Origin of the sequence: Chelatococcus sp. CO-6 (assembly GCF_001271345.1) — a bacterium.
GTDB classification, from domain to species: Bacteria; Pseudomonadota; Alphaproteobacteria; order Rhizobiales; family Beijerinckiaceae; genus Chelatococcus_A; species Chelatococcus_A caeni.
On record NZ_CP012399.1, the window covers coordinates 382980 to 409124 of the forward strand.

A 26145-nucleotide genomic window follows, 5' to 3' on the forward strand; every position below is an offset into this window, starting at 1 on the left:
GCGGCCGGTGGCCCCTCTCCCCGCTTGCGGGGAAGGGGTGGGGTGAGGGGCAAGGCCGTCTTCACAAGGCCAGCCCGTGCCAAGGGCGGTGCCCTTCCCCCTCACCCTGCCCTCTCCGCGCAGGCGGGGAGAGGGTTCCACCGGCAACGCTCCAATCGCTGCCGTACCCGTGCTGCTCCTTACTGGTAGCCCTTCGGGAAGGGGTCGGGCTCCATCAGCTCGGCCGTCTCGTAGATCACCTCGTACTGGCCGTCCGCCTTGGCGCGGCCGACGCGTGTCTTCGACCACAGGTGATGGTTGTCGTGGATGCGCACGTAGCCTTCCGGCGCGGCGGTGAACTCGACGCCGGGCGAGGCGGCGGCCACCTTGTCGATGTCGAAGGAGCCGGCCTTCTCCACCGTCAGCTTCCACAGCCAGGGCCCGAGATAGGCGGCCTGCGTCACGTCGCCGATGACGGTCTTGTCGCCCCACATCTTCTTGAAATCGGAGACGAAGGACTTGTTGTTCGGGTTGTCGAGCGACTGGAAGTACTTCATGCAGGCATAGGCGCCGGCGATGTTCTCGCCGCCGATGCCGTCGATCTCGTCCTCGGTGACGGAGATCGTGACCAGCGTCTGCTTGGAGAGGTCGATGCCCGCCGCCTTGAGCTGCTTGTAGAAGGCGACGTTGGAGCCGCCGACGATGATGGCGTAGATGACGTCCGGCTTGGTCAGCTTGATCTTGTTGATGACGGAGTTGAACTGCGTGTGGCCGAGCGGGAAGTATTCCTCGCCCACCACCTTCGTCTTCAGCACGTTCTCGATGTGCTTGCGCGCGATCTTGTTGGAGGTGCGCGGCCAGATATAGTCGGAGCCGAGCAGGTAGAAGGTCTTGGCGCCCTTCTCCTTCGTCACCCAGTCGAGCCCGGCGATGATCTGCTGCGTCGCCTCCTGACCGGTGTAGATGACGTTCTTCGACTGCTCGAGCCCCTCGTAGAAGGTCGGGTAGTAGAGCATGCCGTTGTACTGCTCGAAGACCGGCAGCACCGCCTTGCGCGAGGCCGAGGTCCAGCAGCCGAAGACGGCGGCGCACTTGTCGTTGACGAGGAGCTTCTTGGCCTTCTCGGCGAAGGTCGGCCAGTCGCTCGCGCCGTCCTCCTGGATGAACTTGATCTTGCGGCCGAGGACGCCGCCCTCGGCGTTGATCTGGTCGATGGCGAGCTTCTCGGCCTGCACGGAGCCGGTCTCGCTGATGGCCATCGTGCCGGTGACGGAATGCAGGATACCGACGGTGACGCTGTCGTCGCTCACGGCAAGGCCCGTGGTGTTGACGGCGGCGGTCGCCGGCGCCGCGCCCCAGGCCACCCGCGGCAGGACGGCCGCGGCGGGCAGGGCCGCCATGCCGAGAAGCAGCTTGCGGCGCAGCGCCGAGGGAAGGGCGGGCATTTCGGTCGGTGGCGGTTTATGCGACATGGCTGCCTCGCAATTGATCGTGGAAGCGGCATGGCGGCGGCGCTGCGCGCCGGCCGGCCAGGCGGGAGGATCCCCTCGCGGGAGGAGGGCCGTTTCGCCCTCGTGGCCTTCACGGTCGGGGGCTTTGTGCGATGCAGCAATACGTAGAATGACGTATGGGCGGGCACCGCGCCCGGCCGCATCATCGCGGCTCACGAGGAGCGCAATGTCCGCAGAGACGCCGCCGGCGAGGGCTGAAGGGGAGCGCGCGAGGCCGTCCCGCGCATCCGGCACGATTGCTGCTTGTCGTGGCCGGACAGCACGGGGGCGGTGCCCGCCGCCCGCGCCGTAAGGGCCGGCCATGGCAGAAGCTCGGAAGATCGATCGCGTCCGCCGCCAGTACAACCAGTGGGTGGCGAACCAGACGCTCGAGGACTATGCGCTGCGCTTCACCGCCATGGGCGCGCGCAAATGGTCGCCCGCGCGCGTCGCCAACACGGCGATCGGCGCCATCTCCTTCCTCGCGCTCGAGGCCATCGGCGGCGCCATCACGCTGAGCTACGGCGTCTCCAATGCGGTGGCGGCCATCCTCGCCGTCGGTGCCATCCTCTTCGCCACCGGCCTGCCGATCAGCTACTACGCCGCCAAATACGGCGTCGACATCGATCTCCTCACGCGTGGGGCGGGGTTCGGCTACATCGGCTCGACCATCACCTCGCTGATCTACGCCTCCTTCACCTTCATCTTCTTCGCGCTCGAAGCGGCCATCATGGCGGTGGCGCTGGAATTGTGCTTCGGCGTCCCGCAGGCGCTCGGCTATGTGGTGAGCGCGCTCGTCGTCATCCCGCTCGTCACCCACGGCATCACCTTCATCAGCCGCTTCCAGCTGTGGACGCAGCCGGTCTGGATCGCGCTCAACCTCCTGCCCTTCGCGGTCATCGCCGCCACCAGCGCCTCTTCCTTCGACGGCTGGCTCGCCTTCCCCGGCCGGCAGGGAACGCCCGAGGGCACCTTCGACCTGCTGCTCTTCGGCGCCGCCGCGGCGGTGACCTTCTCGCTCATCGCGCAGATCGGCGAACAGGTGGACTTTCTGCGCTTCCTGCCGCGCCAGCGGGCGGGACGGCGCCTGAGCTGGTGGCTCGCGCTCGTCAGCGCCGGGCCGGGCTGGGCCGTGCTCGGCGTCGCCAAGCTCATCGCGGGCTCCTTCCTCGCCTATTTCGCGCTGGTGCAGGGGGTGCCGATCGACAACGCGGCCGAGCCGGCGCAGATGTATCTCGCCGCCTTCCGCCATGCCGTCGGCACGCCCGAGGTGGCGCTCGCCCTGACCGGGCTGTTCGTCGTCGTCGCGCAGCTGAAGATCAACGTGACCAATGCCTATGCCGGCTCCATCGCGTGGTCGAACTTCTTCTCGCGGCTCACCCACAGCCATCCCGGCCGGGTCGTGTGGCTCGTCTTCAACGTGCTCGTTGCGCTCTTGCTCATGGAGCTCGGCATCTACAAGGCGCTGGAGCGGATCCTCGCGCTCTATTCCAACGTCGCCATCGCCTGGCTCGGCGCGCTCGTCGCCGACCTCGTCGTCAACAAGCCGCTCGGCCTCAGCCCGCCGCACATCGAGTTCAAGCGCGCCCATCTCTACGACGTCAACCCGGTCGGCGTCGGCGCCATGCTGCTGGCGACGCTCGCCTCCATCATCGCCTCGACCGGGGCCGCCGGCGAGACCGCCCAGGCGCTCACCCCGTTCGTCACCCTCGCCGTCGCCTTCATCGCCGCCCCGGCCATCGCCTGGGCGACGGGCGGGCGCTACTATCTGGCGCGCGAGGCGCAGCACGACTGGAAGGGCGCCACCGCCATCCGCTGCTGCATCTGCGAGCACGCCTTCGAGGCCGAGGACATGGCGCGCTGCCCGGCCTATTCGGGGCCGATCTGCTCGCTGTGCTGCTCGCTCGATGCGCGCTGCCACGACCTGTGCAAGACCGGCGCGCGCCTTCCCGACCAGATCCTTGCCGGGCTCACGCGGGCCTTGCCCACGCGCTTCGTGGCGCGGCTCAACTCGCGCCTCGGCCATTTCCTCGGCGTCTTCCTCGTCTCGTGCGTCCTGCTCGCGGTCGTCCTGGCGCTCGTCTATTTCCAGTCGCGCCTCGACTATATGGAGGAGCGCGCGATCATCGGCGCGATCCTGTGGAAGGTCTTCGCCATCCTCATCATTATCGTCGGCGTCACCGCCTGGCTCTTCGTGCTCGCCGCCGAGAGCCGGCGCGCCGCGCAGAAGGAGGCCGAGCGCCAGACGGAGCTGCTGATGCGCGAGATCGAGGCGCACGAGCGCACCGACGCCGAGCTGCAGCGCGCCAAGGAGGCGGCGGAGGCGGCCAATCTCGCCAAGAGCCGCTATGTCGTCGGGCTGAGCCACGAATTGCGCACGCCGCTCAACGCCATCTCCGGCTATGCCCAGCTCATCGAGCAGGACATGGACCTGAGCCCGCGCCGGCGCGGGCAGGTCGGCGTCATCCGCCGCAGCACCGAGCATCTCTCCGGCCTCATCGACGGGCTGCTCGACATCTCCAAGATCGAGGCCGGGCGCCTGCATCTCGAGCGCGAGGAGGTGCGCCTGCGGGAATTCCTCGACCAGCTCGTCGGCATGGTGCGGCTGCAGGCGCGGGCGAAGGGCATCGATTTCGTCTTCGACTGCCCGGCCAACCTGCCCGAGGCGGTCTATACGGACGAGAAGCGGCTGCGGCAGATCCTGATCAACCTCGTCTCCAACGCCATCAAGTTCACCGAGCGCGGCCATGTCCGCCTGCGCGTGCACTACCGCAGCCCGGTGGCCGAGTTCGAGATCGAGGATACCGGCGTCGGCATCCGCCCCGAGGATATCGAGCGCATCTTCGAGCCCTTCGCGCGCGGCGCCCTGCCGCCGTCGAGCGCCGTGGCCGGCACCGGGCTCGGGCTCACCATCTCCAAGCTGCTCGCCGGCATCATGGGCGGGGCGATTACCGTCACGAGCGAAGTCGGCCGCGGCTCGACCTTCCGCGTCAAGCTGGTCCTGTCCGAGGTCTCGCAGCCGTCCTCGCGCCCGGCCGACGAGGAGCGCATCCGCGGCTACTTGGGCCCGCGCCGCACCGTCCTTGTCATCGACGACGACCCGCCCCACCGTGACCTCGTCCACGAGATCCTGGCGCCGCTCGGCTTCATCGTGCTGCAGGCGCCGGACGGGACGGCGGGCCTCGACCTCGCCGACCTGTGCCGCCCCGACGTCGTCCTTCTCGACATCGCCATGCCCGGCGGGCCGGACGGCTGGCAGGTGGCGCAGCAGCTGCGCGAGCGGGGCCTCACCGGGACGCGCATCATCATGATCTCGGCCAACGCGCTCGAGGCGAAGGCGGAGCGCTCGTTCTCGGCCGTGGTCGACGACGTGATGATGAAGCCCACCGACATCCGCCGGCTGCTCGACAAGATCCGCCGGCTGACCGGCATCGAATGGATCGAGGACGGGGAGGACAGCGCGCCGGAGCGGGATGAGGGTGCGGAGCCTCCGGTTCCGGCCCTGCCGGCCGATGTGGTCGGCGAGCTCGGCAGGCTGGCGCGCATCGGCCATGCGCGGGCGCTGCGCGACGTGCTCGGGAGGCTGGCCGCGGCGCATCCCGTCCATGCCGGGCTCGCGGCGCAGCTCACGCTGTTCGTCGACCGGTACGACTTTGATGGCCTCAGCGCTGCGCTCGCAGGCGCGGCGAGGCCTCGCGAGCGGGAGCGGCAGGAGACATGACGCGGGACAAAGGTCGCCGGGACGTGGTGCTCGTCGTCGACGATGCACCGGAGAGCCTCGCCATGCTGGACGACCTCCTCAGCGAGGCGGGTTTCACGGCGCTCGTCGCCGTCAGCGGCGCCGCGGCGCTGTCGCTGGTCAAGGAGATCACCCCCGATCTTATCCTGCTCGATGCCGTCATGCCCGGCATGGACGGCTTCGAGACCTGCCGCGCTCTGAAGCGCGAGAGTGACGCGGCGCATGTTCCCGTCATCTTCATGACCGGGCTGACCGAGACCGAGCATATCGTGGCCGGCTTTTCGGCCGGCGGTGTCGACTATGTGACGAAGCCGGTCCGGCGGGAGGAGCTCCTTGCCCGCATGCGCACCCATCTCGGCAACGCCCGGATCGCGTCGAGCGCCCGCGCCGCGCTCGATGCGAGCGGCCGCTTTCTCCTCGCCGTGGATGGGGCGGGCGACATCCTGTGGTCGACGCCGCAGGCCCGCCGCCTGCTGGAGGAGGCCCTCGGCGATCCCGTCCTGCCGGCGGAGATCCGCGCCTGGCTGGTGGCAGCGCGGCGTGCCGCCGGCCCCGCAACGACGGAGATCGCGCTGCCGGGCCGGCCCGAATGCCGCCTGTCCGTCGTCCGCGCCGGGGAGGGTAGCGAGACGCTCCTGAGGCTGAGCATGACCGAGGCCGCCTCGGCCGATGCGCTGCTGCGGCAGCGCTTCGCCCTGACGGCGCGGGAGGCGGAGGTGCTGATGTGGGTGGCGCGCGGCAAGTCGAGCCGCGACGTCGGCGCCATCCTCGGCCTCAGCCCCCGCACCGTCGACAAGCACCTCGAGCAGATCTACGCCAAGCTCGGCGTCGAGAACCGCGCCTCGGCGGCGGCGGTGGCCGTCACCACCCTGAACGCGATGTCGTAGCTGCGGGGCTCCTCTCCGTCAGGGACGAAGGGGCGCGCCGAAACCTCAGACCACCGAAAGCCGCACATCCACGTTGTTGCGGGTGGCGTTGGAATAGGGGCAGACCTCGTGCGCCTTGGCGACGAGCGCCTCGGCCGCAGGGCGCTCGACGCCGGGCAGCGAGACCTCGAGCGCGATGTCGAGGCCGAAGCCGCCTGCCGAGCGGGGCCCGATGCCGACCGTCGCCGTGACGGTGGCGTCGGCCGGGACCTTGGTGCCACCGCCCTGGGAGGCGACGAACTTCATGGCGCCGAGGAAGCAGGCGGCATAGCCGGTGGCGAAGAGCTGCTCGGGATTGACGCCATCGCCGCCGGCCCCGCCCAGCTCCTTCGGCGTGGTGAGCTTGACGTCGACGGCGCCGTCGAGCGTCGCCGAGCGGCCGTCGCGGCCGCCGGTGGCGCGGGCGGAGGTGCGGTAGAGAACATTCACGGACATGGCAGTTTCCTTCTCGGAGGCGGCGCTCGGGGCGCTGCAGTCAACCAATAATCGTACACGATCAGATCGCGTGCGATATAAATGGTGCAGAAGAATCGCGTTGTCAAGCGGCGGCAATTCGCGCGGGTTTGGGGAGCGGGAGCGGCCGTCCGAGGCGCCGGCTTCAGAGGCGAAGGGTCTCAGTGCCGGCTGTCGCCAGCACGGCGGCGGCTCCTGCTTCCTGCCGGATGCGGCGGATCTCCGCCGCGCCAAGAGAGCTGAAGCCCGTCGACAGGGCATCGGCCGTCGTCGCGTCCGGCGCGATGACGGAGAGGCTGTCGTAGCGGCGCGGAGAGCGGCCGGTGCGTGGATCAATGAGGTGGTCGAACCGCCCGGCGGCATCGAAGCGCAGGCCATATCCGCCGGAGGTCGCGACGGCGCAGTCGTCGAGCGCCACTGTTTCGGAAATGCGGCCGGCGGCGTGGGGATCGGCGATGCCCGCGCGCCAGGCCGTCCCGTCGGGCCGCTGCCCGAAGGCGCGCGCCTCGCCCATGTCGACAAGGCTCGATGCGATGCCGCCGGCGCGCAGCAGCGCCACCACCCGGTCGGTGATCCAGCCCTGGGCGATGCCGTTCAGCGTCAGCGCCATGCCGGGGCGGGCGAAGGCGATGCGGTCGCGGTCGGCCATGACGTGCTGCAGGCCGACCTTTTGCAGGGTCTCGGCCAGGCGGTTCGCGGGCGGCCCCTCCGGGGCGGCCGCCTCTTGCGCAAAGTGGCGGGTATAGAGCTCCCACAGCGGCTGCACGGTCGGGTCGAAGGCGCCTCCGGTCAGCGTATGGAAGCGCCGGCACTCCTCAACGACCGTGACGAGTTCCGGCGGCGGCGCCTCCAGCCCCCCGCGCCGGTTGAGCGCAACGAGGGCGGAATCGTCCCGGTAGAGGCTGAAGAGCCCTTCGAGGCGGCGCACCTCCGCGACGGCCCGTGCGGCGAGCCGCTCGGCCGCGGTCCGGTCCCGATGGTGGATCCTGAGCGTCGCGACGGCGCCGAGCGCCGTTCCGCGCCAGACCACTACCTCGCCGTCCGCTGCGTGCGCCAGGGCGCCGCCGGTCGGCAGAAGCGCGAGGCCGGCGGCGGCGGCGCTGATGCCGATGAAGCGGCGGCGCGTCGGGACATTCGTCATGGCGGCCTCAGTGCAACGCGTGATCAGGAAGGGATCCGGTCTCAGCCGGCTCGCCGGAGCCGAGCACGTAATCCTCGGGCACCTCGGCGAAAGTGACGACGCGCCCGCCGTTGTCGGCGGCGAAAGCCTCCGCGGCCGCTCGCTCGCCGAAGGGCACGACCTCCGCCGCCCCCATGCCGCCGCGCCGCGTGCTGTCGATGACGAAGAAGGCCTCGCGCGCCTCGACCCAGTTGCGTTCGCCCGGCTCCTCCCAGCTCGGCGCCTTGCCCATGTCGGAGACATAGATGGCAAGAACGTCCTTCGGCTCCTCGGGCAGCATGGTGAAGGCGAGGGCGTCGCGGGCGGAGGAGAACCAGACCGGGTGCAGCCGGCTGTCGAGGATGATCTGGCCCTTGGGCCCGGGGTGCTCGAGCACGTTCATGCCGCAATAGGCGCCGAGCGCCTCGCGCGTCAGGGCGTGGGGCGGCGGCGGGGCGGCGGCCTCCTCCTGCCGGCACCCGGCGACGGTGGCCATGGCGAGGACGAGGCCCACGGCCAGAAGGCGTTTCATAGTTCTCTCCGCGAGAAGGCGAGGGTGGCGAGCGCGAGCGGGGCAAGCGCCCAGGCGCCGAGGGCGCCGAGGAGCAGCGACGGGCTCACGGCGGCGGAGCCGGCAAGGCCCGCCATGCCCGCGAACTGGCTGACATTGGCGAAGCCCGTGAGGTTGAAGAGCCTGTAGGCATCCGTCGGGTTGGCGAGCAGGAGGGCGTTGAGCACCGGCCCGGTGACGGTGCGGCCCTGGTCCATGACCATCAGCCCGAGAAGGCCCATGTCGTAGATGAGCACGAAGACGAGCCACACGCCGACGGCGATGCCCGCGGCCGTGCCACGATCGCGGGAAGAGGCGCTGATGAGCTGGCCGATGGCAACGAAGGCCGCGCCGAGGAGGACCGAGGAGCCGATCATGGCGGCGAAGGCGAGCCAGCTCGTCGCGTCGATTTCCGCCCCGCTGGCAAGCAGCGCGGCCGCCGCCGCGCCGTAGCCGACGAAGGTCGCAAAGCCGAGCACGGCGACCTGGCCCGCGAACTTGCCGAGGATCACCTGCGAGCGGCCGACCGGATAGCTGAGGAGGAGCAGCATGGTGCCGCGCTCCACCTCGCCGACGACGGCGTCGTGCGCGATGAGAAGCGCGATGAGCGGCAGGAGGAAGATCGTCAGGCTCGACAGGCTGACGATGACGACATCGAGCGGCTGGGTGCCGGTCGCGCCGGAGGGCGCCGCCCCGAGGAAGGTGAGGGACAGGGCGAGGCCGGCGAGCAGCAGGGTCGTGGCCAGCACCCAGCGGTTGCGCAGCCCGTCCCGGATCTCCTTGCCGGCGATGATCAGGATCGTTCTCATGGCCGCGCCTCCCCGGAGCGCAGGAAATGGGCGTAGAGCTCGTCGAGGCTCGGCGGCGTCACCTCGATGTCCTCGATCCGCGTCTCGTCGGCGAGGGCGCGGCGCACGACCTCGATCTTGCGCGCGTCGTCGACGGCGATCTCGACCGCATGGCCGTTGACGCGCTGCAGCGGGCCGATATCGGCGAAGCGCCCCGCAAGCCCGTCGAGCCCGCCGGCTGCCGTGAGGCGCACGCGCACCGGCAGGCGGGCGAGCCGGCGCAATTCGGCGAGGGAGCCGTCCGCCACCATGGCGCCCCGGTTCATGATGACGACGCGCTCCGTCTCGCCTTCAAGCTCGGAGAGGGCATGCGACGAGAGCAGGATCGTCGCGCCCCGGCCGCGCAGCTCCTGCAGGATCTCATAGAAGCTCTGGCGCAGCGCCGGATCGAGCCCGGTCGTCGGCTCGTCGAGCAGCAGCACGCGCGGCGCGCCGATGAGGGCCTGGGCGAGGCCGAGGCGCTGGCGCATGCCCTTGGAGTAGGTGCCGACGCGGCGACCGCCGGCGGCGCCGAGGCCGACGCGCTCGAGCAGGGCGAGCGCCTCGCCGACCGGCTCGCCCTTGAGGCGGGCGTAGAAGGCGAGCGTCTCGCGCCCGGTCAGCGCCGAGTTGAAGGAGACGCTCTCGGGCAAAAAGCCGAGGCGCCGGCGGGCGGCGAAGGCGCCCGAGGCCGGGTCCTCGCCGAGCACGCGCACGCTGCCCGCGGTCGGCTGGATGAGGCCGAGCATCAGCTTCATCAGCGTCGTCTTGCCGGCGCCGTTGTGGCCGACGAGGGCGACGATCTCGCCTTCGTCGAGCGAGAACGAGACATCGCGCACCGCCTCGACGGTGCGGAAGCGCTTGCCAACGCCCGAGAGCGCGACGGTTGCGGTCATGACCGGTCTCCTTGCGGCAGGTGCGGCGGCGGCGCGGGCGGCGCCATCAGCGGCCGGCTGTCGACGACCCCGCCGGGGTAGAGGGCGGGAAACTGCGATTGCGCCCAGCGGATCACCTGCACGGCCGGGCTGTTGAGCAGCACCTTGGCCTGCGGCGCCGTCCACAGCACCCGGTCGACGATGCCGTTGGGCCGGTAGGCGGTGTCGGCGATGCCGTCGCCGTCGAGGTCGAAGGCGGGGTTGTCGCTCCAGTAGTTGCCGCGCCCGTCCTTCGACCAGTCGAGGAAACGGGTGCCGACATATTTCACCTGCGTGCGGTTGGCGATGAAGGCATTGCCCGTCATGGCATTGCCCTCGGACCCGGCGGTGAAGTGAATGCCGATCTCGCAGGCCTCGAAGCGGTTGCCCTCGAAGCGGTTGTTGTTGGCGTTGTAGATGAAGACGCATTTCTCCGGGCCGATGCGCGCAGCGCCGTCGGCCTCGCGCGCCTCCGCCCCGCCGGCCGGCAGGCTATGTTCGCCGGTGTCGGCGGAAAGGCCCGCATCGCGCCAGCGCGTCGCCGGCAGCATGCGCCCGCGCACGACATTGCCCGCGATCACCGAGCCGTTGGCGTAGTTGAAGAGGAGGCCGTGGTCGCGGTCGCCGTCGGAGAGATTGTCGCGCACGGAGAGCCGGTTGGAGAACATGATGGCGAAGCCGATGGCGTTGCCGCGCGAGATGTTGCCGGAGACCTCGCTGTTGTTGGTGTACATGTAGTGGACGCCGAAGCGCAGGTTGTGGAAGCGGTTGCCGCGGAAGACGTTGTCGCGGCTCGACATCACCATGATGCCGTCGCGGCCGAAGCTGATGTCGTTGCCGATGATCTTCGCCCCCGGTGCGTTCCACACCGAGACGCCGTTGCCCGCGTCGCTCGAGCGGCCGCTCGTCTGGCCGACGATGACGTTGTCCCGCACCAGCGCTCCGGCGGCGCCGTGCACATAGACGCCGAAGAGATTGTCCTCGATGCGGTTGTGCTCGACGAGCGCGCCGCCGGCGGCCGTGCGGGTGAGGAGGATGCCGGAATCGAGCGTCTCGAGGCTGCGCCCCGAGCCGCGCACGGTGAGCCCGCGCAAGGTGACGCCCGGCACCGTCACGGTGATGACGCTGCCCTCGCCGCTGCCCGCGACGGTCGCCGCATCCTGCCCGTCGAGCGTCACCGCCCGGCCGATGGTGACTGGCCCGCGATGGACGCCCGGCTGAAGGCGCAGGATGTCGCCGGGCTCAGCCCGGTCGAGCGCCGCCTGCAGCGCCTCGCCGGGAGAGACGACGATCTCCCCCGCCGTGGCGGCTGAGGACAGGCCGGCGGCAAGGGCCGCCGCCGGCAGGCTGCGCAGGATGGTCGCGAGCGCACACATCGCTCAAGGTCCTTCTGGAACGGGGGCGTGGTGGCCTTGCCCCCTCTCCCCGACGGAACGCGGGATTCCGGGTTCCGCCGTTGTCTGGGCAGGTCGGGCAAGCCCGGCCAGCCCGCGGGGAGAGGGGGATGAGGCCCCCGGCCTCGTCTTCGGCTCAGGCGTTGCGCGGCTCCACGAACATCCGGCCCTTCATCTCCATGTGCATGGCGTGGCAGAACCAGCTGCAGTAGTACCAGTACACACCGGGCCGGTCGGCCGTGAAGGTGACGGAGGCCGTGGCGTGCGGCCCGACTTCCATGTTGATGCCGTAGTTGACGATGCAGAAGCCGTGCGTCAGGTCCTCGATCTCGTCGAGGTTGGTGACGAAGACCGTGACCTCGTCGCCCTGCTGCACCTGGAAGGTCTCAAGGCTGAAGGTCGGCGCCACCGACGTCATGTAGACGCGCACCTTGTTGCCGTCGCGCACGATCTTGGTGTCTTCCATCAGGTTGACGCCGTCGGCCGCCGCCTGCTTCACCGCATCGGCGAAGAGCGGGTCCTCCCGCTGCCACACGTGCACCGGGTTGACCTTGGAGCGGTGCACGATGGTCGCATCATGCGGCTCGGCGAAGCTCGGGCCGTCGTGGACGATGACCATGCGATCGCCCGAGATGTCGATGAGCTGATCGTTCTCCGGCTTCAGCGGGCCGACGTTGAGGTAGCGGTCCTTCGAGAATTTATTCAGCGATATCAGCCACTTGCCGTCCGCCTCCTTGGTCTGGCCCATGGAGGTGTGGTTGTGGCCGGGCTGGTAGTGGACGTCGAGCTTCTGGATGATCGGGTTGACCTTCTCACCCTTGTAGGCGCGCTTGGCGGCGTCGATGTTCCACTTGCAGACCTGGCTGTCGATGAACAGCGTCGTATAGGCGTTGCCCTTGCCGTCATAGGCCGTGTGCAGCGGTCCGAGGCCGAGCTCCGGCTCGGCGACGACGGTGTCGCGCGGCTTGATCTTGTCGTCGAACAGGTCGTCGAACCGGCGCACGTCGAAGACCGTGACGGTCGGCGAGAGCTTGCCGTTGGCGACGACATGGATGCCGTCGGGCGCCGTGTTGATGCCATGCGGGCTGTTGGAGACCGGGATATAGCGCGTGTAGGGCGAACCCTTGCGGCCGTCGATGACCGGCACGCCGCCCATTTCCTTGAAGTTGCCCTTCTTCACCGCCTCTTCGATGCGCGCAAGGTTGAAGACGACGATCCAGTCCTGCTCGTTCGCCATCATCTCGGGCAGGGTCACGCCCTCTTCCGAGTTGTAGCAGGTGGCGAAGGCGTACTTGCCCTGGTAGTCGGCATCGACGTTGTCGAGGTTGCCGTCGACCATCACCTGCCAGGCGACCTTCATCGTGTCGCCGTCGATGGCCGAGAAGATGGCATGGTACTGCTTGTGGTCGTCGAGCACGTCGCCGGTGTTGGGGATCGGCGCCCGGTCCTCGCCATTGGCGAAGACATAGCCGGTGCGCGGATATTTCTGCACGCGCAGGCCGTGCACCGTGTGCTGGTTGGGCAGCTGGATGACCTTGTCACACTTCATCACGTCGCAGCGGATGCGCGCGACGCGCGTGTTGGCCTTGTCGTTGACGAAGATGTAGCGCCCGTCGTAGCTGCCGTCGGTGAACGACATGTGCGGATGGTGCAGGTCGCCGTTGAGATAGGTCTTGAGGCCCTGCTTGGCGAGGAATTCGCGCGTCTCGGGCAGGAGGCCCTCCGTCAGCACCTTGAGGCTCTCGTTGGTCTGGCCCCAGCCGGTGGCGCTGCAGCGGTTGAACACCGGCACGCGCATCAGCTCGCGCATGGAGGGCAGGCCTACAATGCGCAATTCGCCCGTCTGGCCGCTCGAGAAGAAGACGTAATATTCGTCGAGCTCGCCGGGATGCACCTCCGCCTTCTGGCCGGCGCGCGCGGCGGGCCGTGTCTGGGCCTCGGCAGGGGCTGCGAGCGGACCGGCGAGGGTCGTCAGCGCGGCCGTGCCGCCGGCACCGGCGACGCCCGCCACCGCCGCGACCGAGGCGGTCGATCCGAGCAGCTGCCGCCGGCTGACGCCGGCCTTCGTTTCTACCGACTTCTTGTCTTCTTGTGCCATCAGAGCCTCCTTTTCGCTCATGAGGGGGCACCCGCCGTCTCGGCGGGCCGGGCCGCATCAGCCACGGCCTTGCCGTTGCGCGTGATGATGGGCTTGTTGGGGGCTTCTCCCGCCGGGCGGGGAGCGTTCTGGGCCAGCCAGCGCTCGCGCTTGACGCGCACCTGGATCATGTGCGGGCAGCGCTGGTCGTCGTGGTAGAGTTCCTGGCAGTGCATGCAGTAGATGCACTCGTTGACGTTGATGTGCCCTTCCGGGTGGATCGCCTGCACCGGGCATTCCTTGGCGCAGCGGTGGCAGGGCGAGCCGCACTCCGGCCAGCGCTTCAGCCATTCGAACATGCGGATGCGGCCGGGAATGGCGAGCGCCGCACCCAGCGGGCACAGGTAGCGGCAGAAGAACCGCTCGACGAACAGGCCGATGGACAAGAGCGTCAGCGCATAGATGACGAAGGGCCATTCGCGCGCGAACTTGAGGATGATCGCGGTCTTGAACGGCTCGACCTCGGCCCATTGCTCCGCGAGCCCGACCGAATGCAGCGACAGGCCGAAGAGCACGAGGAAGATGATGTATTTCAGCGGCCACAGCCGCTCGTGCAGGCCCCAGGGCAGCGTCAGCTGCGGCACCTTGAGGAAGCGGGCGAGGTTGTTGGTCAGTTCCTGCAGGGCGCCGAAGGGGCACAGCCAGCCGCAGAACGGCCCCCGCCCCAGAACAGGAGCGCCGCCGCCACCGACGACCACAGAATGAAGACGAGCGGCGCGGCGAGGAAATATTCCCAGCTGAAGCCGGTGATCAGCGCATTGGTAAAGGTGATGACGTTGACCACCGACAGCTGGGCATTCATCCACCAGCCGAGCCAGAAGAGCGTGAAGGCGAGATAGCCGCGCCGCACCCAGGTGAAGAGCAGCGGCCGGGACACGAGCCAGTCCTGGAAGAAGAAGATCAGCGTCAGCACCGCGATGGCGACCGCCGCGATCGAGATGTTGACGGTATTGTCGCGCCAGATGCGCTCCCACAGCGGCATGGCGAGCACGTCTTCCATGCCGGCCGGCGGGAGTGCTTCGGCCACTGCCGGTGCCGGTGCCGGGGCGGGCGCGGCGGCCGGCTGCGGCGCCGCAGGCGCCTCGGCGACGAGATAGCGCTCGGGCAGCCGGTAGCCGAGGTCGTAGGTGAGGAAGGCCTTGTCGCGGGCGCCGACCGGGCGCTGCACGAGGAGCTGCAGGTCCCATTCCTGCGCCGGATCGAAGGGGAAGTGCTCGGGCACCACGAAGAGCGCGATCTCGGGCAGGTCCGGCGCCCCTTCGGCCGCAAGGTCGCCGAGGCGGCTGTGATTGCGGTCGCGGAAGCGCGTCGTACTGCCGTCCTGCACGAGCTCGATGCGGTCGAAGATGCCGCCGCGGACATAGCCGGAGCCCTTGAAGGAATAGGCGCCTTCGCCCGCGACGAGGAGGGCGTGCTGCCCGGGCGCGAGCCGCTTCGTCAGGCGCGCGTAGCCTTCATCGCCGAGGAGGCTGCGGCCGATCGTCGGCACCGAGACAGGCGCGGCATAAAGGTCGATGAAGAGGTCCTCGCTCTCCCCTTCCGCATGGGCGGCCGCTTCCGGCTGGCCGGCCTTGGCGAAGGCCTCGTTCACCTCCCCGACGGACAGGTTGAGGCGCCGCACGGAGCCGTCGCCGACGAGGTCCTCCCAGCTGCGGATCTCGCTCGCGGACATGTCGATGGCGCGCACAGCAGGCGCTGCGACAGGCGCCGCATCGGTGCTCCCGCCGAGGCGGCCGCTGCGCACGAGGCCGACGGCCGAGCGCACGATGCTGTCGCCCATGACGAGGACGGTGACGGTGGCGCCGCTGACGATATCGACCTGCGGCGGGCGCTCGGCGCCGCGCGCCACGGCGGCCATGTCCTTGCCGATGAGGCTGTTGATGGAGGCGACGATGCGCTCTTCCGGGATGCCGATGAGGACGATCGGCTCCTTGTGGTCGACGAGCCGGATCGACCGCACGACGCCGGTCTTCTCGATGCCCACGAGCATCTTGATGGGCTTGCCGGAATAGCCGACGGCATTGGCGAAGTCGGAATTGAGATAGACGAAGCCGAGCTGCTCCTCGCCGCGTATCACCGGCGCGATCGGCGGCTCCCCCTGGGGCGGGCCGAAGCGCTCCGCCTGTGGAAAGATGTCGTGCGGGGTGACCTTGCCGAGGTAGCGGTCAAGCTCGCCCGCCGCCGGGTGCCCCACCGCGGCAAGGAGAAGGCACGCCGCAACGAGAAGCGGCATGGCCAGGAAGGCGAAGGGGCTGCGGCAGTTCATCATGTCCCGTCAGGATCGTCGCCTGCCCACGCGTTGGGCACGGCGTGCATCCTGTTTGGGCGCATTCGGCCTCCGGCACTTTGAGGCGCATCAAATTGGCCGATCGGAGCCCGGCCGGGTGAGGCGACGTCATCCTCGCGTCACGCCGTATCAGGCGGCCCCGCCGCGCCGCAGGTTGGGCAGAAAGATGGTGAGGAGCCCGAGCAGCGGCAGGAAGGAGCACAGCCAGTAGACATAGGCGATGCCCTGCGCGTCGGCGACGACCCCGAGCAGCGCCGCCGCGATGCCGGCCGTGCCGAAGGCGAGGCCGAAGAAGATGCCGGCGACCATGCCGACGCGACCGGGGACGAGTTCCTGCGCGAGGACGACGATGGCCGGGAAGGCGGAGGCCATTACGAGGCCGATGACGGCGGAGAGCACGATCGTCCACTCGAGGCTGGCGTAGGGCAGGGCGAGCGTGAACGGCACCGCGCCGAGGATCGACACCCAGATCACCGCCTTGGCGCCGATGCGGTCGCCGACCGGGCCGCCGAGGATCGTGCCGGCCGCCGCCGAGCCGAGGAAGACGAACAGCATCACCTGCGACATCTGCACGGACACGCCGAACCGGTCGATCACGTAGAAGGTGTAGAAGCTGGAGATGCTCGCCATGTAGACGTTCTTCGAGAAGGTGAGGATGGCAAGCACCACGAGGGCGACGACGATCTTGTGCCGGGCGATCGTGACCGCGCGCGTCGCCTTCGGGCGCTGCGTCGCCCGCGCCTGATAGCGCGCGTACCAGGCGCCGACCTGCCAGAGGATGGCCATGCCGATGAAGGCGATGACCGAGAACCAGGCGACGCTCGCCTGTCCGCGCGGCACGACGATGAAGGCGGCGAGCAGCGGTCCGAGCGCCGAGCCGAAATTGCCGCCGACCTGGAACAGCGACTGGGCGAGGCCATAGCGCCCGCCGGAGGCGAGACGCGCGACGCGCGAGGCCTCCGGGTGGAAGATCGCCGAGCCGATGCCGATCAGCGCCGCCCCGGCGACGAGGAGGAGGTAGTCGCTGGCGAAGGCAAGGACCATCAGGCCCACGAAGGTCGAGCCCATGCCGACGGGCAGCGAATAGGGCATCGGCCGCTTGTCGGCATAGAGCCCGATCATCGGCTGCAGCAGCGATGCCGTGCCCTGGAAGGTCATGGTCAGGAGGCCGATCTGCCAGAAGTCGAGCCCGTAGTCGCGCTTCAGCATCGGATAGATCGCCGCCAGCAGCGACTGCATGACGTCATTGATGAGATGGCACAGGCTCACCGCTGCGATCACGAGGAAGGTCGTGGTCTCGGCATGGGTTCTGGCGGCGACGGCGGGCGTGTCGGTCACGGGGACGGCTCCGATGGCTGGTGCCTCTTCCATAGGCCGGTTGCGGGCGTACTGCTTTCGTGTTTTGGTCCAAAAGTTTCGTGACTGGGCCAATGAACGGCCAAGTGTGAGGGTGGCGCATGAATGAGCGTGGCGACATGCAGCCCCTGCATGTCGATCGGCAGCGCCGGGAGTGGATCGACAGCGCGCAGGCGGCGGTCGTCGCCCTGCCGGCGGACTATCCGGACGGCCATCACGTCACGCGCCACCGCCACACGCGCTCGCAGCTGCTTTATGCGCTGTCCGGCGTCGCCATGGTCCATACGGACAGCGGCCGCTGGATGGTGCCGCCCGGCCATGCCATCTGGCTGCCGGCGGGGATCGATCACGCGGTCGACATGCTCGGCGACGTCGCGATGCGCTCCGTCTACGTCCGCCCCGCGGCCATCCCCGGCCTGCCGCGGGACCTGCGCGTGGTCGCCGTCACCAGCCTCATGCGCAGCCTCATCGTCGAGGCGATGGCGCTGGCGCGCGACGTGCCCGCGGCCGGCCGCGACGCGCTGCTGCTCGACCTCGTCCTGCACGAGATCCCGCGCCTTCCCGAGCGGCCGCTGGCGCTGCCCCTTCCGGCCAATCCCCAGCTCGTTGCGCTGTGTCGCCGCTTCCTCGCCGAGCCTTCGGCGCATGTCACCATCGATGCCTGGGCGAAGGCCGCCGGCATGAGCCGGCGCAGCTTCACCCGCACCTTCCAGCGCGAGACCGGGCTCAGCCTCTCGCTGTGGCGCCAGCAGGCCTGCCTCTTCGCCGCGCTGCCGCGCCTCGCGGACGGCGAGCCGGTGACCCATGTGGCGCTCGACCTAGGCTATGAAAGCATCGCGGCCTTCATCACCATGTTCCGGCGCATGACGGGCGAGGCGCCGCGGGCCTGGCTGAAGCGTGGGCAACGTGCGGTCGCAGCGGGTGAACGGGTTGCGATCACGCAAGCGTGACCCCACTTGTCGGGCCTGCACCCTCGCAAGGAACGATCCATGCCCACCACCCATGGCCACGACGCGGCTGTCGCGGAGGCCGAACCGGACGCCGTATCCGGCAGGCCGGAAAAAACCGTCGAAACGGCACGCGCCGACGCTATCTTGCCGCGCATGCAGCCCATCCTCTCCATCGCGAATCTCTCGAAGACCTATGCATCCGGCTTCGAGGCCCTGAAGAGCATCGATCTCGAGATCCGGCGCGGCGAGATCTTCGCGCTGCTCGGGCCGAACGGCGCCGGCAAGACGACGCTGATCAGCATCGTCTGCGGGCTCGTGAGGCCGAGCGCCGGCACCGTGCGGGTCGACGGGCACGACATCATCGCCGACTACCGGGCCGCGCGCTCCATCATCGGCCTCGTGCCGCAGGAGCTGACGACCGATTCCTTCGAGACCGTCTGGGCCACCGTAAGCTTCAGCCGCGGGCTCTTCGGCAAGCCGGCGAACCCTGCCTATGTCGAGAAGGTGCTGAAGGACCTGTCCCTGTGGGACAAGCGCGATGCCAAGATCATGACGCTGTCCGGCGGCATGAAGCGCCGGGTGCTCATCGCCAAGGCGCTGGCGCACGAGCCGCGGCTGCTCTTCCTCGACGAGCCGACCGCCGGCGTCGACGTCGAGCTCAGGCGTGACATGTGGAACGTGGTGCGCACGCTGCGCGACACGGGCGTCACCGTCATCCTCACCACCCACTACATCGAGGAGGCGGAGGAGATGGCGGACCGCATCGGCGTCATCAACCGCGGCGAGCTCGTGCTCGTCGAGGAGAAGGACGAATTGATGCGCAAGCTCGGCCGCAAGGAGCTGACGCTGCATCTGCAGGTGCCGCTCGCGGCGCTGCCCCCCGGCCTCGACGGCTATGCGCTCGAGCTCTCGGAGGACGGCACGGAGCTGACCTACGTCTACGACACCCAGGGCGAGCGCACCGGCATCACCACCCTGCTGCAGGATCTCTCCGGGGCAGGGATCCGCTTCCGCGACCTGCAGACGCGGCAGAGCTCACTCGAGGAAATCTTCGTCAGCCTCGTGAGGAACGCCCGATGAACCTCCACGCCGTCAGCGCCATCTACCGCTTCGAGATGGCGCGCGCCGGGCGCACGCTGCTGCAGAGCATCGTTTCCCCCGTCATCTCCACCTCCCTCTATTTCGTCGTCTTCGGCGCGGCCATCGGCCCGCGCATGGCCGAGATCGACGGCGTCAGCTACGGCGCCTTCCTCGTGCCCGGGCTCATCATGCTGACGCTGCTGACGCACAGCATCTCCAACGCCTCCTTCGGCATCTATTTCCCGCGCTTCGTCGGCACCATCTACGAGGTGCTGTCGGCGCCGGTCTCGCCGATGGAGATCGTGGTCAGCTATGTCGGCGCGGCGGCGACGAAATCGATCATCCTCGGCCTCATCATCCTGGCGACGGCCGCTCTCTTCGTGCCGCTGCGCGTGGAGCATCCCTTCTGGATGCTCGCCTTCCTCGTGCTGACGGCGGTGACGTTCAGCCTGCTCGGCTTCGTCATCGGCATCTGGGCCGACAATTTCGAGAAGCTGCAGCTCGTGCCGCTGCTCGTCGTCACGCCGCTCACCTTCCTCGGCGGCAGCTTCTATTCCATCGACATGCTGCCGCCCTTCTGGCGCGCGGTGAGCCTGTTCAACCCGGTCGTCTATCTCGTCAGCGGCTTCCGCTGGAGCTTCTACGGCATCTCCGACGTCAACATCACGGTGAGCGTCGCGATGACCCTCGCCTTCCTCGTGCTCTGCCTCGCCGTCGTCAGCTGGATCTTCCGGACCGGCTACCGCCTCAAGACCTGAGGCGGCGGGTGAAAGCCTGCCGCCTCGCGGCCTTTTCCCGCGTCGCAAGCGTGAGGTGCGCGGACGACGCCGGCCCGTCATTCCGCTGCCGGCGGGTGAAGTCGCGGATCGAGCGCAAATGCCTCTTGATGCTTCATTGCATAGGCCCCGGCGGCCATGCTCGCCGTGAAGATCAAATTCCAGCTGTGCGGAGAAACCGCGCTTGGAATCACCACGAACCGGTGCTGACGGAGAAGATCGTCGCCGAATGCCTGTTGGCCGGCGCTCGGAATCCCCGGCCGCAACCAGTTCGGATTGGGAACATCGTGGGGGGACACGACCTGGACAGCCGAGGTGTCGGTGATAACCGCGGCTGTCAGCATGTGCGGGACGGTGTCGAGCGTCTTGAAGCCCTTATGAACGGCTACTTCAAGAATGGCCGTCGCGGGGTCGATCGAGCAATAGACGGCCCGCACCCCCTTGCTGTTCCAGCGCCCGCCGACACGATAGGCGCCTTCGCCGCTATCCCAGCCGGCGGCAAAATTGGCCTGATCGAGCCGCCATGCCAGAAGCTCACGGCCGCCGAGTGCGGCGGGAAGCGGCATCATGCATAGACACCGTATGCGAGCCGTTCGAGGTGGTCTTCGACGAGTTCGATGCCGGCCGGGGTAGACAGGAGATCGATCGGGCGGCGGTGCTCGAGGCCGATCGCCGGACGCTCGAGCCATTGCTCCGCCTCTTCCTGGGAGCCGAACACGTCGACCGCTTTGGCAAGGATTTCGGCGAACTTCCATGTCCGCCCGCTCTGCTCTTGGCTGAGTGGCTTGGACGGCGCGTCCTTGCGACGCTGAAACGTCCGCACGCTCATGCCGACGGCCTTCTCCAGCGAGTCCCCCTTACGCAGCACGGCGAGATGGGCGATGAGGTAATTCAAGGCCGATGTCGGCAGTCCGTGCAGCAGCAAATCATGGGCATCGAGAGGGCTTTTGATCTGACGGGACAATACGCGCGAGCCCCCGAGCAGCTTCGCGACTTTCTGCAGATCTCCGAGCCCTTTCTCCGGGGAAATCTCGTTGGCAGCGGCCGGCATCATCCACCTCATGCGTCAAATGTCTTGTTTGAATATGACAGGCGACGCATGGCGTTTCAAGGAACGGTAGATCGGTCTCCTTAGAACCCAGTCACAAAAAACATCCGTCTCAGCGTTGCTCAAGGCGCAACTCTCCGGCGCGAAAACAGTTCTATTCGCAACGCAATTTTGCCGGCATGGTGCCCCCTTGCCGGCCAGATCGTGGGCGCGAGCGTTCGAGAATCAACGACGGCCGGCGCCACAGAGGGGGTCTTCTCATGGCTACCAGCCGCGGCGGGGCGATCGGTCCCGCGCTCGTTCTTCACCTGGCGGTTCTCGCCATCGTCATCGTGTCCGAGATCATCGGCCTCATCCGCGTGCCGATCGGCATCGGGGCGGTGATCCTCCTGCCGATCCTCTACGCCTTCGCGCTGGGCATCATCTTCAATCCCAACGTGCTCAAGGCGACGGGCAAGGTGCTGAACCACGACGCGACGAAGCTCGCCGGCACCATGATCACTATCGCGATCATGCCTTTCATCGCCCGCTTCGGCACGACGGTCGGCCCGCAGATCGAGAAGATCATCGCCGCCGGGCCCGCGCTTATCCTGCAGGAGCTGGGCAACCTCGGCACGATCCTCATCGCCTTCCCGGTCGCGGTCTTCCTCCTGCGCATGGGCCGCGAGGCGATCGGCGCGAGCTATTCCATCGACCGCGAGCCGAACCTTGCCCTCATCGCCGACAAGTACGGGCTCAATAGCCCCGAGGGCGCCGGCGCCATGGGCGTCTATGCGACGGGCACCCTGATCGGCACCTTCATCTTCGCCATCATGCCGCCGCTCGTGCACGGGCTCGGCATCTTCGACGTGCGCGCGCTCGCCATGTCCTGCGGCGTCGGCTCGGGCTCGATGCTCGCGGCCTGCACCGGCGGCCTTGCCGCGGTCGTGCCGGATCAGAAGGACCTCATCCTCGCCCTCGCCGCAGCGAGCAACATCCTGACCTATGCCACGGGGCTCTATGCCGGCCTCTTCCTCGCCCTGCCGCTCACCGAGTGGCTCTACCGCACCTGTGCGCCGGCCGACCGCGCCAGCACGATGCATTGAGGAGCCTCAGCCATGAACAACGAGATCGCCATTTCCGATACGCCGGCCGAGGGCCGCTCGATCGACCTCGCCAGCCATGCCGTCCAGCTCCTCGTCGTCTGCGCCGTCGCGCTCGTCGGCAACTGGGTGGCGACGAAGGTTTCGCCGCTCGAGGCGCTGCCGGGCATGGCCTGCCTCTATGCCATGACGATCGTCGGCCTCGTCATCGCCAAGTACATGCCGTTCTACCTGCCGAGCGTCGCCTGGATCTCCCTCGTCGCCATCATCGCAACGATCCCCGGCGTGCCGGGGGCGGCGTTCGTCAACGAGGCGGTCGGCAAGCTGAACTTCCTCGCCATGGCGACGCCGGCGCTCGCCTATGCGGGCCTCGCGCTCACGAAGAACGAATTCACGATCGCCCGAAAGTCGGGCTGGAAGATCGTGGTCGTCGCCATCTGCGTGATGTTCGGCACCTATATCGGCTCGGTCGTCATCGCCGACCTCGTGCTGCGCATCACCGGCTGAGAAGGTCTGACAACATGGCAGTGCAGAAGGTTGCGGTCGTCGGTCTCGGCCGCATGGGGCAGGGCATGCTCGCGACCCTGGCGCGGGCGGGCGTGCCGGTGATCGGCTACGACGTCTCCGCCGGCGCCCGCGAGGCGGCGGCAACGGTCCCCGGCGCCGAGGTCACCGCCGACCTCGCCGCGATCTGGCGCGAGGCCGAGACGATCGTCCTGTCGCTGCCGTTCCCGGCCACCGTCGAGGCGGTGCTGACGGGGGAGGGCGGCCTCGCCGCCTCGCCCGTCAAGGGTCGGCTCGTCATCGACACCTCGACGAGCGATCCGGACCTGACGCGCGCCTTGCACGCCCGCCTCGCGTCAGTCGGGCACGCGCTCGTCGATGCACCCGTCAGCGGCGGGCCCGCCGGTGCCGCGGCCGGCACGCTCGCCATCATGGTGGGCGGGACGGCCGAGGCGGTGGACCGCGCGAGGCCCGTGCTCGACGTCCTCGGCCAGAAGGTCTCGGTCGTCGGCGGGCCGGGCGACGGCCACATCGCCAAGCTGGTCAACAACGTGCTCGTCGCCGGCCAGCTCATCCTCGCCGGCGAGGCGATGCGCGTCGGCGTCGCCGCGGGCGCCTCGCAGGAGGGGCTGATCACGGTCGTCAACGGCGCTTCCGGCCGCAGCGCCGTCACGGAGGTGAACTATCCGCGCTGGATCGCGAGCGGCAGCTTCGATTCCGGCTTCACCATGGGCCTCATGGCCAAGGACGTCGGCCTCGCGCTCGAACTCGCCGAGCGCACGGGCCTCGCCATCCCCATGCTGCGCGAGGTGCGCGAGCGCTGGAACGCGCTGACCAGGGGCTGGGGCCCGGCTGCTGACTTCAACCGCGCCGTTCTGGGAGATCCCGCATGACCGCCCCTTCCGCGACCGCCCTCTCCGCAGCACCTGCCGACGCGCGCTCGCTCCTTTCCCCCTTCTGGAGGGAGGAGGCCCGGGTGGCGAGCCTCGTCTCCGGCCGCCTCGTCGACGGCGCCGGCGAGACGGTGACGGTCGCCGACCCGGCGAGCGGGCGCACCCTCCTCACCTATGCCGATGCGGGCGAGGCGCTCGTCGCCACCGCCGCGGCGGCGGCCGATGAGGGGCGCAAGGCGTGGTGGGGGCTGACGGCTGCCGAGCGCGGCCGCATCCTCCATCGCGTCGGCGCCGTGGTGCGCGAGCGGGCCGAGGATCTCGCCCGCATGGAGGCGGTCAATGTCGGCAAGCCGCTGGCCGATGCGCGCGCCGAGGCGATCAAGGTCGCCGAGATGTTCGAGTACTACGCCGGCTGGTGCGACAAGATCCACGGCGAGGTCATTCCGGTGCCGACCTCGCACGTCAACCAGACCATGAAGGTGCCCTACGGCGTCGTGCTGATCATCACGCCGTGGAATGCGCCGCTCTTCGTCGCCGGCTGGAATGCCGCCCCCGCGCTCGCCACCGGCAATGCGGTGCTGCTCAAGCCCTCCGAGAACACCCCGCTCACCGCGCTCGCCCTCGGCAGGCTCATGATCGAGGCGGGCGTGCCCGAAGCGGCCGTCGGCGTGCTGACCGGCCTCGGCCACACGACGGGTGCAGCCGCCATCCGCCACCGCGCCGTGCGCAAGGTGGCCTTCATCGGTTCGCCGGCCACGGGCCGGCGCATCGCCGCCCTGTGCGCCGAAGGCGTCAAGCCTTGCGTGCTCGAGCTCGGCGGCAAGTCGGCCAATATCGTCTTCGCCGATGCCGACATCGAGAAGGCCGTTGGCGGCGCTGCCGGCGCCATCTTCTCCGGCGCGGGCCAGAGCTGCGTCGCCGGCTCGCGGCTCCTCGTCGAGCGCAGCATCTACGGCGAGGTCACGGAGCGGCTCGCCGCGCTTGCCGAGAAGATCGTGGTCGGTGCGCCGCTGGCGACAGGCACGCAGGTCGGCCCCGTGCAGAACGCGCGCCAGTACGAGCGCATCGAGACGATGGTGGCGCAGGCCCGGCGCGACGGCGCCCGGCTTCTTGCGGGCGGTGCCCGGCCGGCCGGATACGACGACGGCTTCTTCTACCGCCCGACTGTGCTCGCCGATGTCACCAACCACCTCGAGATCGCACGCGAGGAGGTGTTCGGCCCGGTGGTCGGCGTCATTCCCTTCGACGGGGAGGCGGAGGCGCTCGCCATCGCCAACGACAGCGACTTCGGTCTCGCCGGTGCGGTCTGGACCCGCGACGTCGGGCGCGCCATGCGTGTCGTCTCGCAGCTCGAGGCGGGCACGCTGTGGGTCAATTCCTACAAGTCGATCAGCGTGATGACGCCGTTCGGCGGCTTTAAGGACAGCGGCTTCGGCCGCTCGAGCGGGCGCGAGGGACTTGACGAATACCTGCAGACCAAGAGCATCTGGATCGAGACAGCGGAGAAGCCCGGCTTCAGCTTTGGCTACGGTTGATGGAGATGGCGGCGAGCGCAGCCGGCGGGGCCTGACCCAAGCCCGCGGGCGGCTGGCGCGCGCCCTGCGCTCCATCGACGACCGCTCGCTGCAATATTTCCGGGCCGCCTTCGATGCCGGTTCCATCCGCGGCGCAGCCGAGGCCATGGGCGTCGCGCCCTCCGTGGTGAGCCGTGCCGTGCGCGCCATCGAGCTCAACCTCGGCGTGCCGCTGCTCGAGCGCGGGCGGCGCGGCATTCGCGCGACCGTCGCGGGCGAACTCCTGGCGCAGCACGCCCAGGAGCGCTGGCGGCTCGACGAGCGCCTCATCGAGGAATTGTCGGCCGTCGAGGGCGGGGAGCGCGGCATCGTGCGCTTCGCCATCGGCGAGGGCTTCATCGCCGCCACCTTCCGCACGCGCACGGCGCGCTTCCTCGCCACCCATCCCAATGTGACGCTGCATGCGGAGACGGCGGGCACCGAGCAGATGCTGGAGCGCCTCGGCGCCGGCGAACTCGACCTTGCCCTCGCCTTCAGCCCGCGCCTCACGCCTGCGCTCGATTGCCTGGCCGAGGCGGCGACGCCGGTCTTCGCGGTGATGAACAGGGGCCATCCCTTCGCCGGCGCCGAGCGGCTGCCGCTGTCGGCCTTCGCGGATGTGCCATGCGCGCTCCAGCTGACGCGCTACGGCACGCGCCGCGCCATCGAGCAGGCGGAGTGGCTCGGCGGCTTTCGCCTGCGCAAGCAGGTGGAGAGCAATTCCATCGCCCTGCTGCTCGAATTCGCGCGCGAGGGCAGCGGCGTCACCTTCCTGCCGCGCTTCGCCATCCACGGCATCGACGGCGGGCTCGTGACCGTCGCCCTCACCGACGGGCCGCTGGTCGGGGCCCGGTCCATGCTGCTGAAGAAGCGCGGCCGCACCCTCGGCGCCGCGGCGCAGCTCTTCGCCGCCGATATCACGGCGATGATGGCTCGGCTCGGCCGCACGGACGAGGCGCCCTGACGCGCCGGAGCCGCGTCAGTGGCCGGGCGGGCGGGCCCAAAAGTCCCGCCGATAGCTGCCATCGCAATCTTCTATTGGCGCGCG

The 26145-nt window shown here is 69.1% G+C and carries 21 protein-coding genes and 1 pseudogene; 10 read left to right on the forward strand and 12 right to left on the reverse strand.

Translation table 11 applies throughout. The features are described from left to right. Positions 1–179: 179 nt before the first annotated feature. Positions 180–1379: an urea ABC transporter substrate-binding protein gene (gene urtA, locus AL346_RS22315; RefSeq protein ID WP_183317789.1), complete on the reverse strand. Its 1200-nt coding sequence runs from the start codon at positions 1377–1379 to the stop codon at positions 180–182. A 412-nt stretch (positions 1380–1791) separates the two neighbouring features. Between urtA and AL346_RS22320 the strand changes: the two genes are divergently transcribed. Beyond that, positions 1792–5190, forward strand: a complete 3399-nt coding sequence (locus AL346_RS22320; protein ID WP_050996653.1) for an ATP-binding protein — start codon at positions 1792–1794, stop codon at positions 5188–5190. Continuing rightward, the gene (locus AL346_RS22325) at positions 5187–6095 is read left to right on the forward strand and encodes a response regulator transcription factor (protein WP_019402785.1); all 909 of its coding nucleotides are present in this window, start codon (positions 5187–5189) and stop codon (positions 6093–6095) included. Before AL346_RS22320 ends, AL346_RS22325 begins: the two co-directional genes overlap by 4 nt. A 45-nt stretch (positions 6096–6140) precedes the next feature. Here AL346_RS22325 and AL346_RS22330 read toward each other — a convergent pair whose 3' ends face one another. The 9 genes and pseudogenes from AL346_RS22330 to AL346_RS22370 form a co-directional block, all read right to left on the reverse strand. Further along, a complete protein-coding gene (locus tag AL346_RS22330) occupies positions 6141–6569 on the reverse strand; it encodes an organic hydroperoxide resistance protein (protein WP_019402784.1) in 429 nt (142 codons plus the stop codon). Positions 6570–6732: 163 nt separating this feature from the next. Then, positions 6733–7728, reverse strand: coding sequence for an FAD:protein FMN transferase (locus tag AL346_RS22335; RefSeq protein WP_019402783.1), 996 nt, complete (start codon positions 7726–7728; stop codon positions 6733–6735). A gap of 7 nt (positions 7729–7735) precedes the next feature. Then, entirely contained in the window at positions 7736–8278 is a 543-nt protein-coding gene (locus AL346_RS22340) for a nitrous oxide reductase accessory protein NosL (RefSeq protein WP_019402782.1), read from the reverse strand. Beyond that, complete coding sequence (locus tag AL346_RS22345; RefSeq protein WP_019402781.1) at positions 8275–9105, reverse strand: ABC transporter permease subunit; 831 nt, start codon at positions 9103–9105, stop codon at positions 8275–8277. The genes AL346_RS22340 and AL346_RS22345 overlap by 4 nt, the downstream gene beginning before the upstream one ends. Continuing rightward, the gene (locus AL346_RS22350; protein WP_019402780.1) at positions 9102–10019 is read right to left on the reverse strand and encodes an ABC transporter ATP-binding protein; all 918 of its coding nucleotides are present in this window, start codon (positions 10017–10019) and stop codon (positions 9102–9104) included. Before AL346_RS22350 ends, AL346_RS22345 begins: the two co-directional genes overlap by 4 nt. Continuing rightward, the gene (locus AL346_RS22355; RefSeq protein WP_019402779.1) at positions 10016–11413 is read right to left on the reverse strand and encodes a nitrous oxide reductase family maturation protein NosD; all 1398 of its coding nucleotides are present in this window, start codon (positions 11411–11413) and stop codon (positions 10016–10018) included. Before AL346_RS22355 ends, AL346_RS22350 begins: the two co-directional genes overlap by 4 nt. A gap of 154 nt (positions 11414–11567) precedes the next feature. Further along, on the reverse strand, positions 11568–13529 hold the full coding sequence (gene nosZ / locus AL346_RS22360; RefSeq protein WP_019402778.1) for a TAT-dependent nitrous-oxide reductase: 1962 nt from the start codon (positions 13527–13529) through the stop codon (positions 11568–11570). Between the two features lie 17 nt (positions 13530–13546). Next, positions 13547–15837: pseudogene (locus tag AL346_RS22365) on the reverse strand (4Fe-4S binding protein). Positions 15838–15984: 147 nt separating this feature from the next. Next, positions 15985–17193: an MFS transporter gene (locus AL346_RS22370; RefSeq protein ID WP_040404722.1), complete on the reverse strand. Its 1209-nt coding sequence runs from the start codon at positions 17191–17193 to the stop codon at positions 15985–15987. Between the two features lie 119 nt (positions 17194–17312). Between AL346_RS22370 and AL346_RS22375 the strand changes: the two genes are divergently transcribed. The 3 genes from AL346_RS22375 to AL346_RS22385 all read left to right on the forward strand — a co-directional run bounded on the left by AL346_RS22375 (position 17313) and on the right by AL346_RS22385 (position 19999). Continuing rightward, complete coding sequence (locus AL346_RS22375; protein WP_019402775.1) at positions 17313–18161, forward strand: helix-turn-helix domain-containing protein; 849 nt, start codon at positions 17313–17315, stop codon at positions 18159–18161. A gap of 153 nt (positions 18162–18314) precedes the next feature. Further along, positions 18315–19241 carry an ABC transporter ATP-binding protein gene (locus AL346_RS22380; protein ID WP_026015237.1) on the forward strand — a complete coding sequence of 309 codons (927 nt, stop codon included), beginning with the start codon at positions 18315–18317 and terminating at the stop codon, positions 19239–19241. After that, the gene (locus tag AL346_RS22385; protein ID WP_019402773.1) at positions 19238–19999 is read left to right on the forward strand and encodes an ABC transporter permease; all 762 of its coding nucleotides are present in this window, start codon (positions 19238–19240) and stop codon (positions 19997–19999) included. Before AL346_RS22380 ends, AL346_RS22385 begins: the two co-directional genes overlap by 4 nt. 77 nt (positions 20000–20076) lie before the next feature. On the opposite strand, the gene AL346_RS22390 is transcribed toward AL346_RS22385, so the two are convergent. Next, positions 20077–20586 carry an RES family NAD+ phosphorylase gene (locus tag AL346_RS22390; RefSeq protein WP_019402772.1) on the reverse strand — a complete coding sequence of 170 codons (510 nt, stop codon included), beginning with the start codon at positions 20584–20586 and terminating at the stop codon, positions 20077–20079. Continuing rightward, entirely contained in the window at positions 20583–21068 is a 486-nt protein-coding gene (locus AL346_RS22395) for an antitoxin Xre/MbcA/ParS toxin-binding domain-containing protein (protein ID WP_026015236.1), read from the reverse strand. Before AL346_RS22395 ends, AL346_RS22390 begins: the two co-directional genes overlap by 4 nt. A gap of 257 nt (positions 21069–21325) precedes the next feature. Between AL346_RS22395 and AL346_RS22400 the strand changes: the two genes are divergently transcribed. From AL346_RS22400 to AL346_RS22420, 5 genes are read left to right on the forward strand one after another with little or no spacing between them, the layout of a single operon-like run. Beyond that, positions 21326–22150 carry a DUF3100 domain-containing protein gene (locus AL346_RS22400; RefSeq protein WP_019402770.1) on the forward strand — a complete coding sequence of 275 codons (825 nt, stop codon included), beginning with the start codon at positions 21326–21328 and terminating at the stop codon, positions 22148–22150. Between the two features lie 12 nt (positions 22151–22162). After that, entirely contained in the window at positions 22163–22654 is a 492-nt protein-coding gene (locus tag AL346_RS22405) for a hypothetical protein (protein WP_019402769.1), read from the forward strand. Continuing rightward, positions 22651–23544, forward strand: a complete 894-nt coding sequence (locus AL346_RS22410; protein ID WP_371259742.1) for an NAD(P)-dependent oxidoreductase — start codon at positions 22651–22653, stop codon at positions 23542–23544. Before AL346_RS22405 ends, AL346_RS22410 begins: the two co-directional genes overlap by 4 nt. Then, positions 23541–25079 carry an aldehyde dehydrogenase family protein gene (locus AL346_RS22415; RefSeq protein ID WP_026015234.1) on the forward strand — a complete coding sequence of 513 codons (1539 nt, stop codon included), beginning with the start codon at positions 23541–23543 and terminating at the stop codon, positions 25077–25079. The genes AL346_RS22410 and AL346_RS22415 overlap by 4 nt, the downstream gene beginning before the upstream one ends. After that, on the forward strand, positions 25066–26061 hold the full coding sequence (locus tag AL346_RS22420; RefSeq protein ID WP_019402766.1) for a LysR family transcriptional regulator: 996 nt from the start codon (positions 25066–25068) through the stop codon (positions 26059–26061). The genes AL346_RS22415 and AL346_RS22420 overlap by 14 nt, the downstream gene beginning before the upstream one ends. Positions 26062–26145 lie beyond the last annotated feature (84 nt).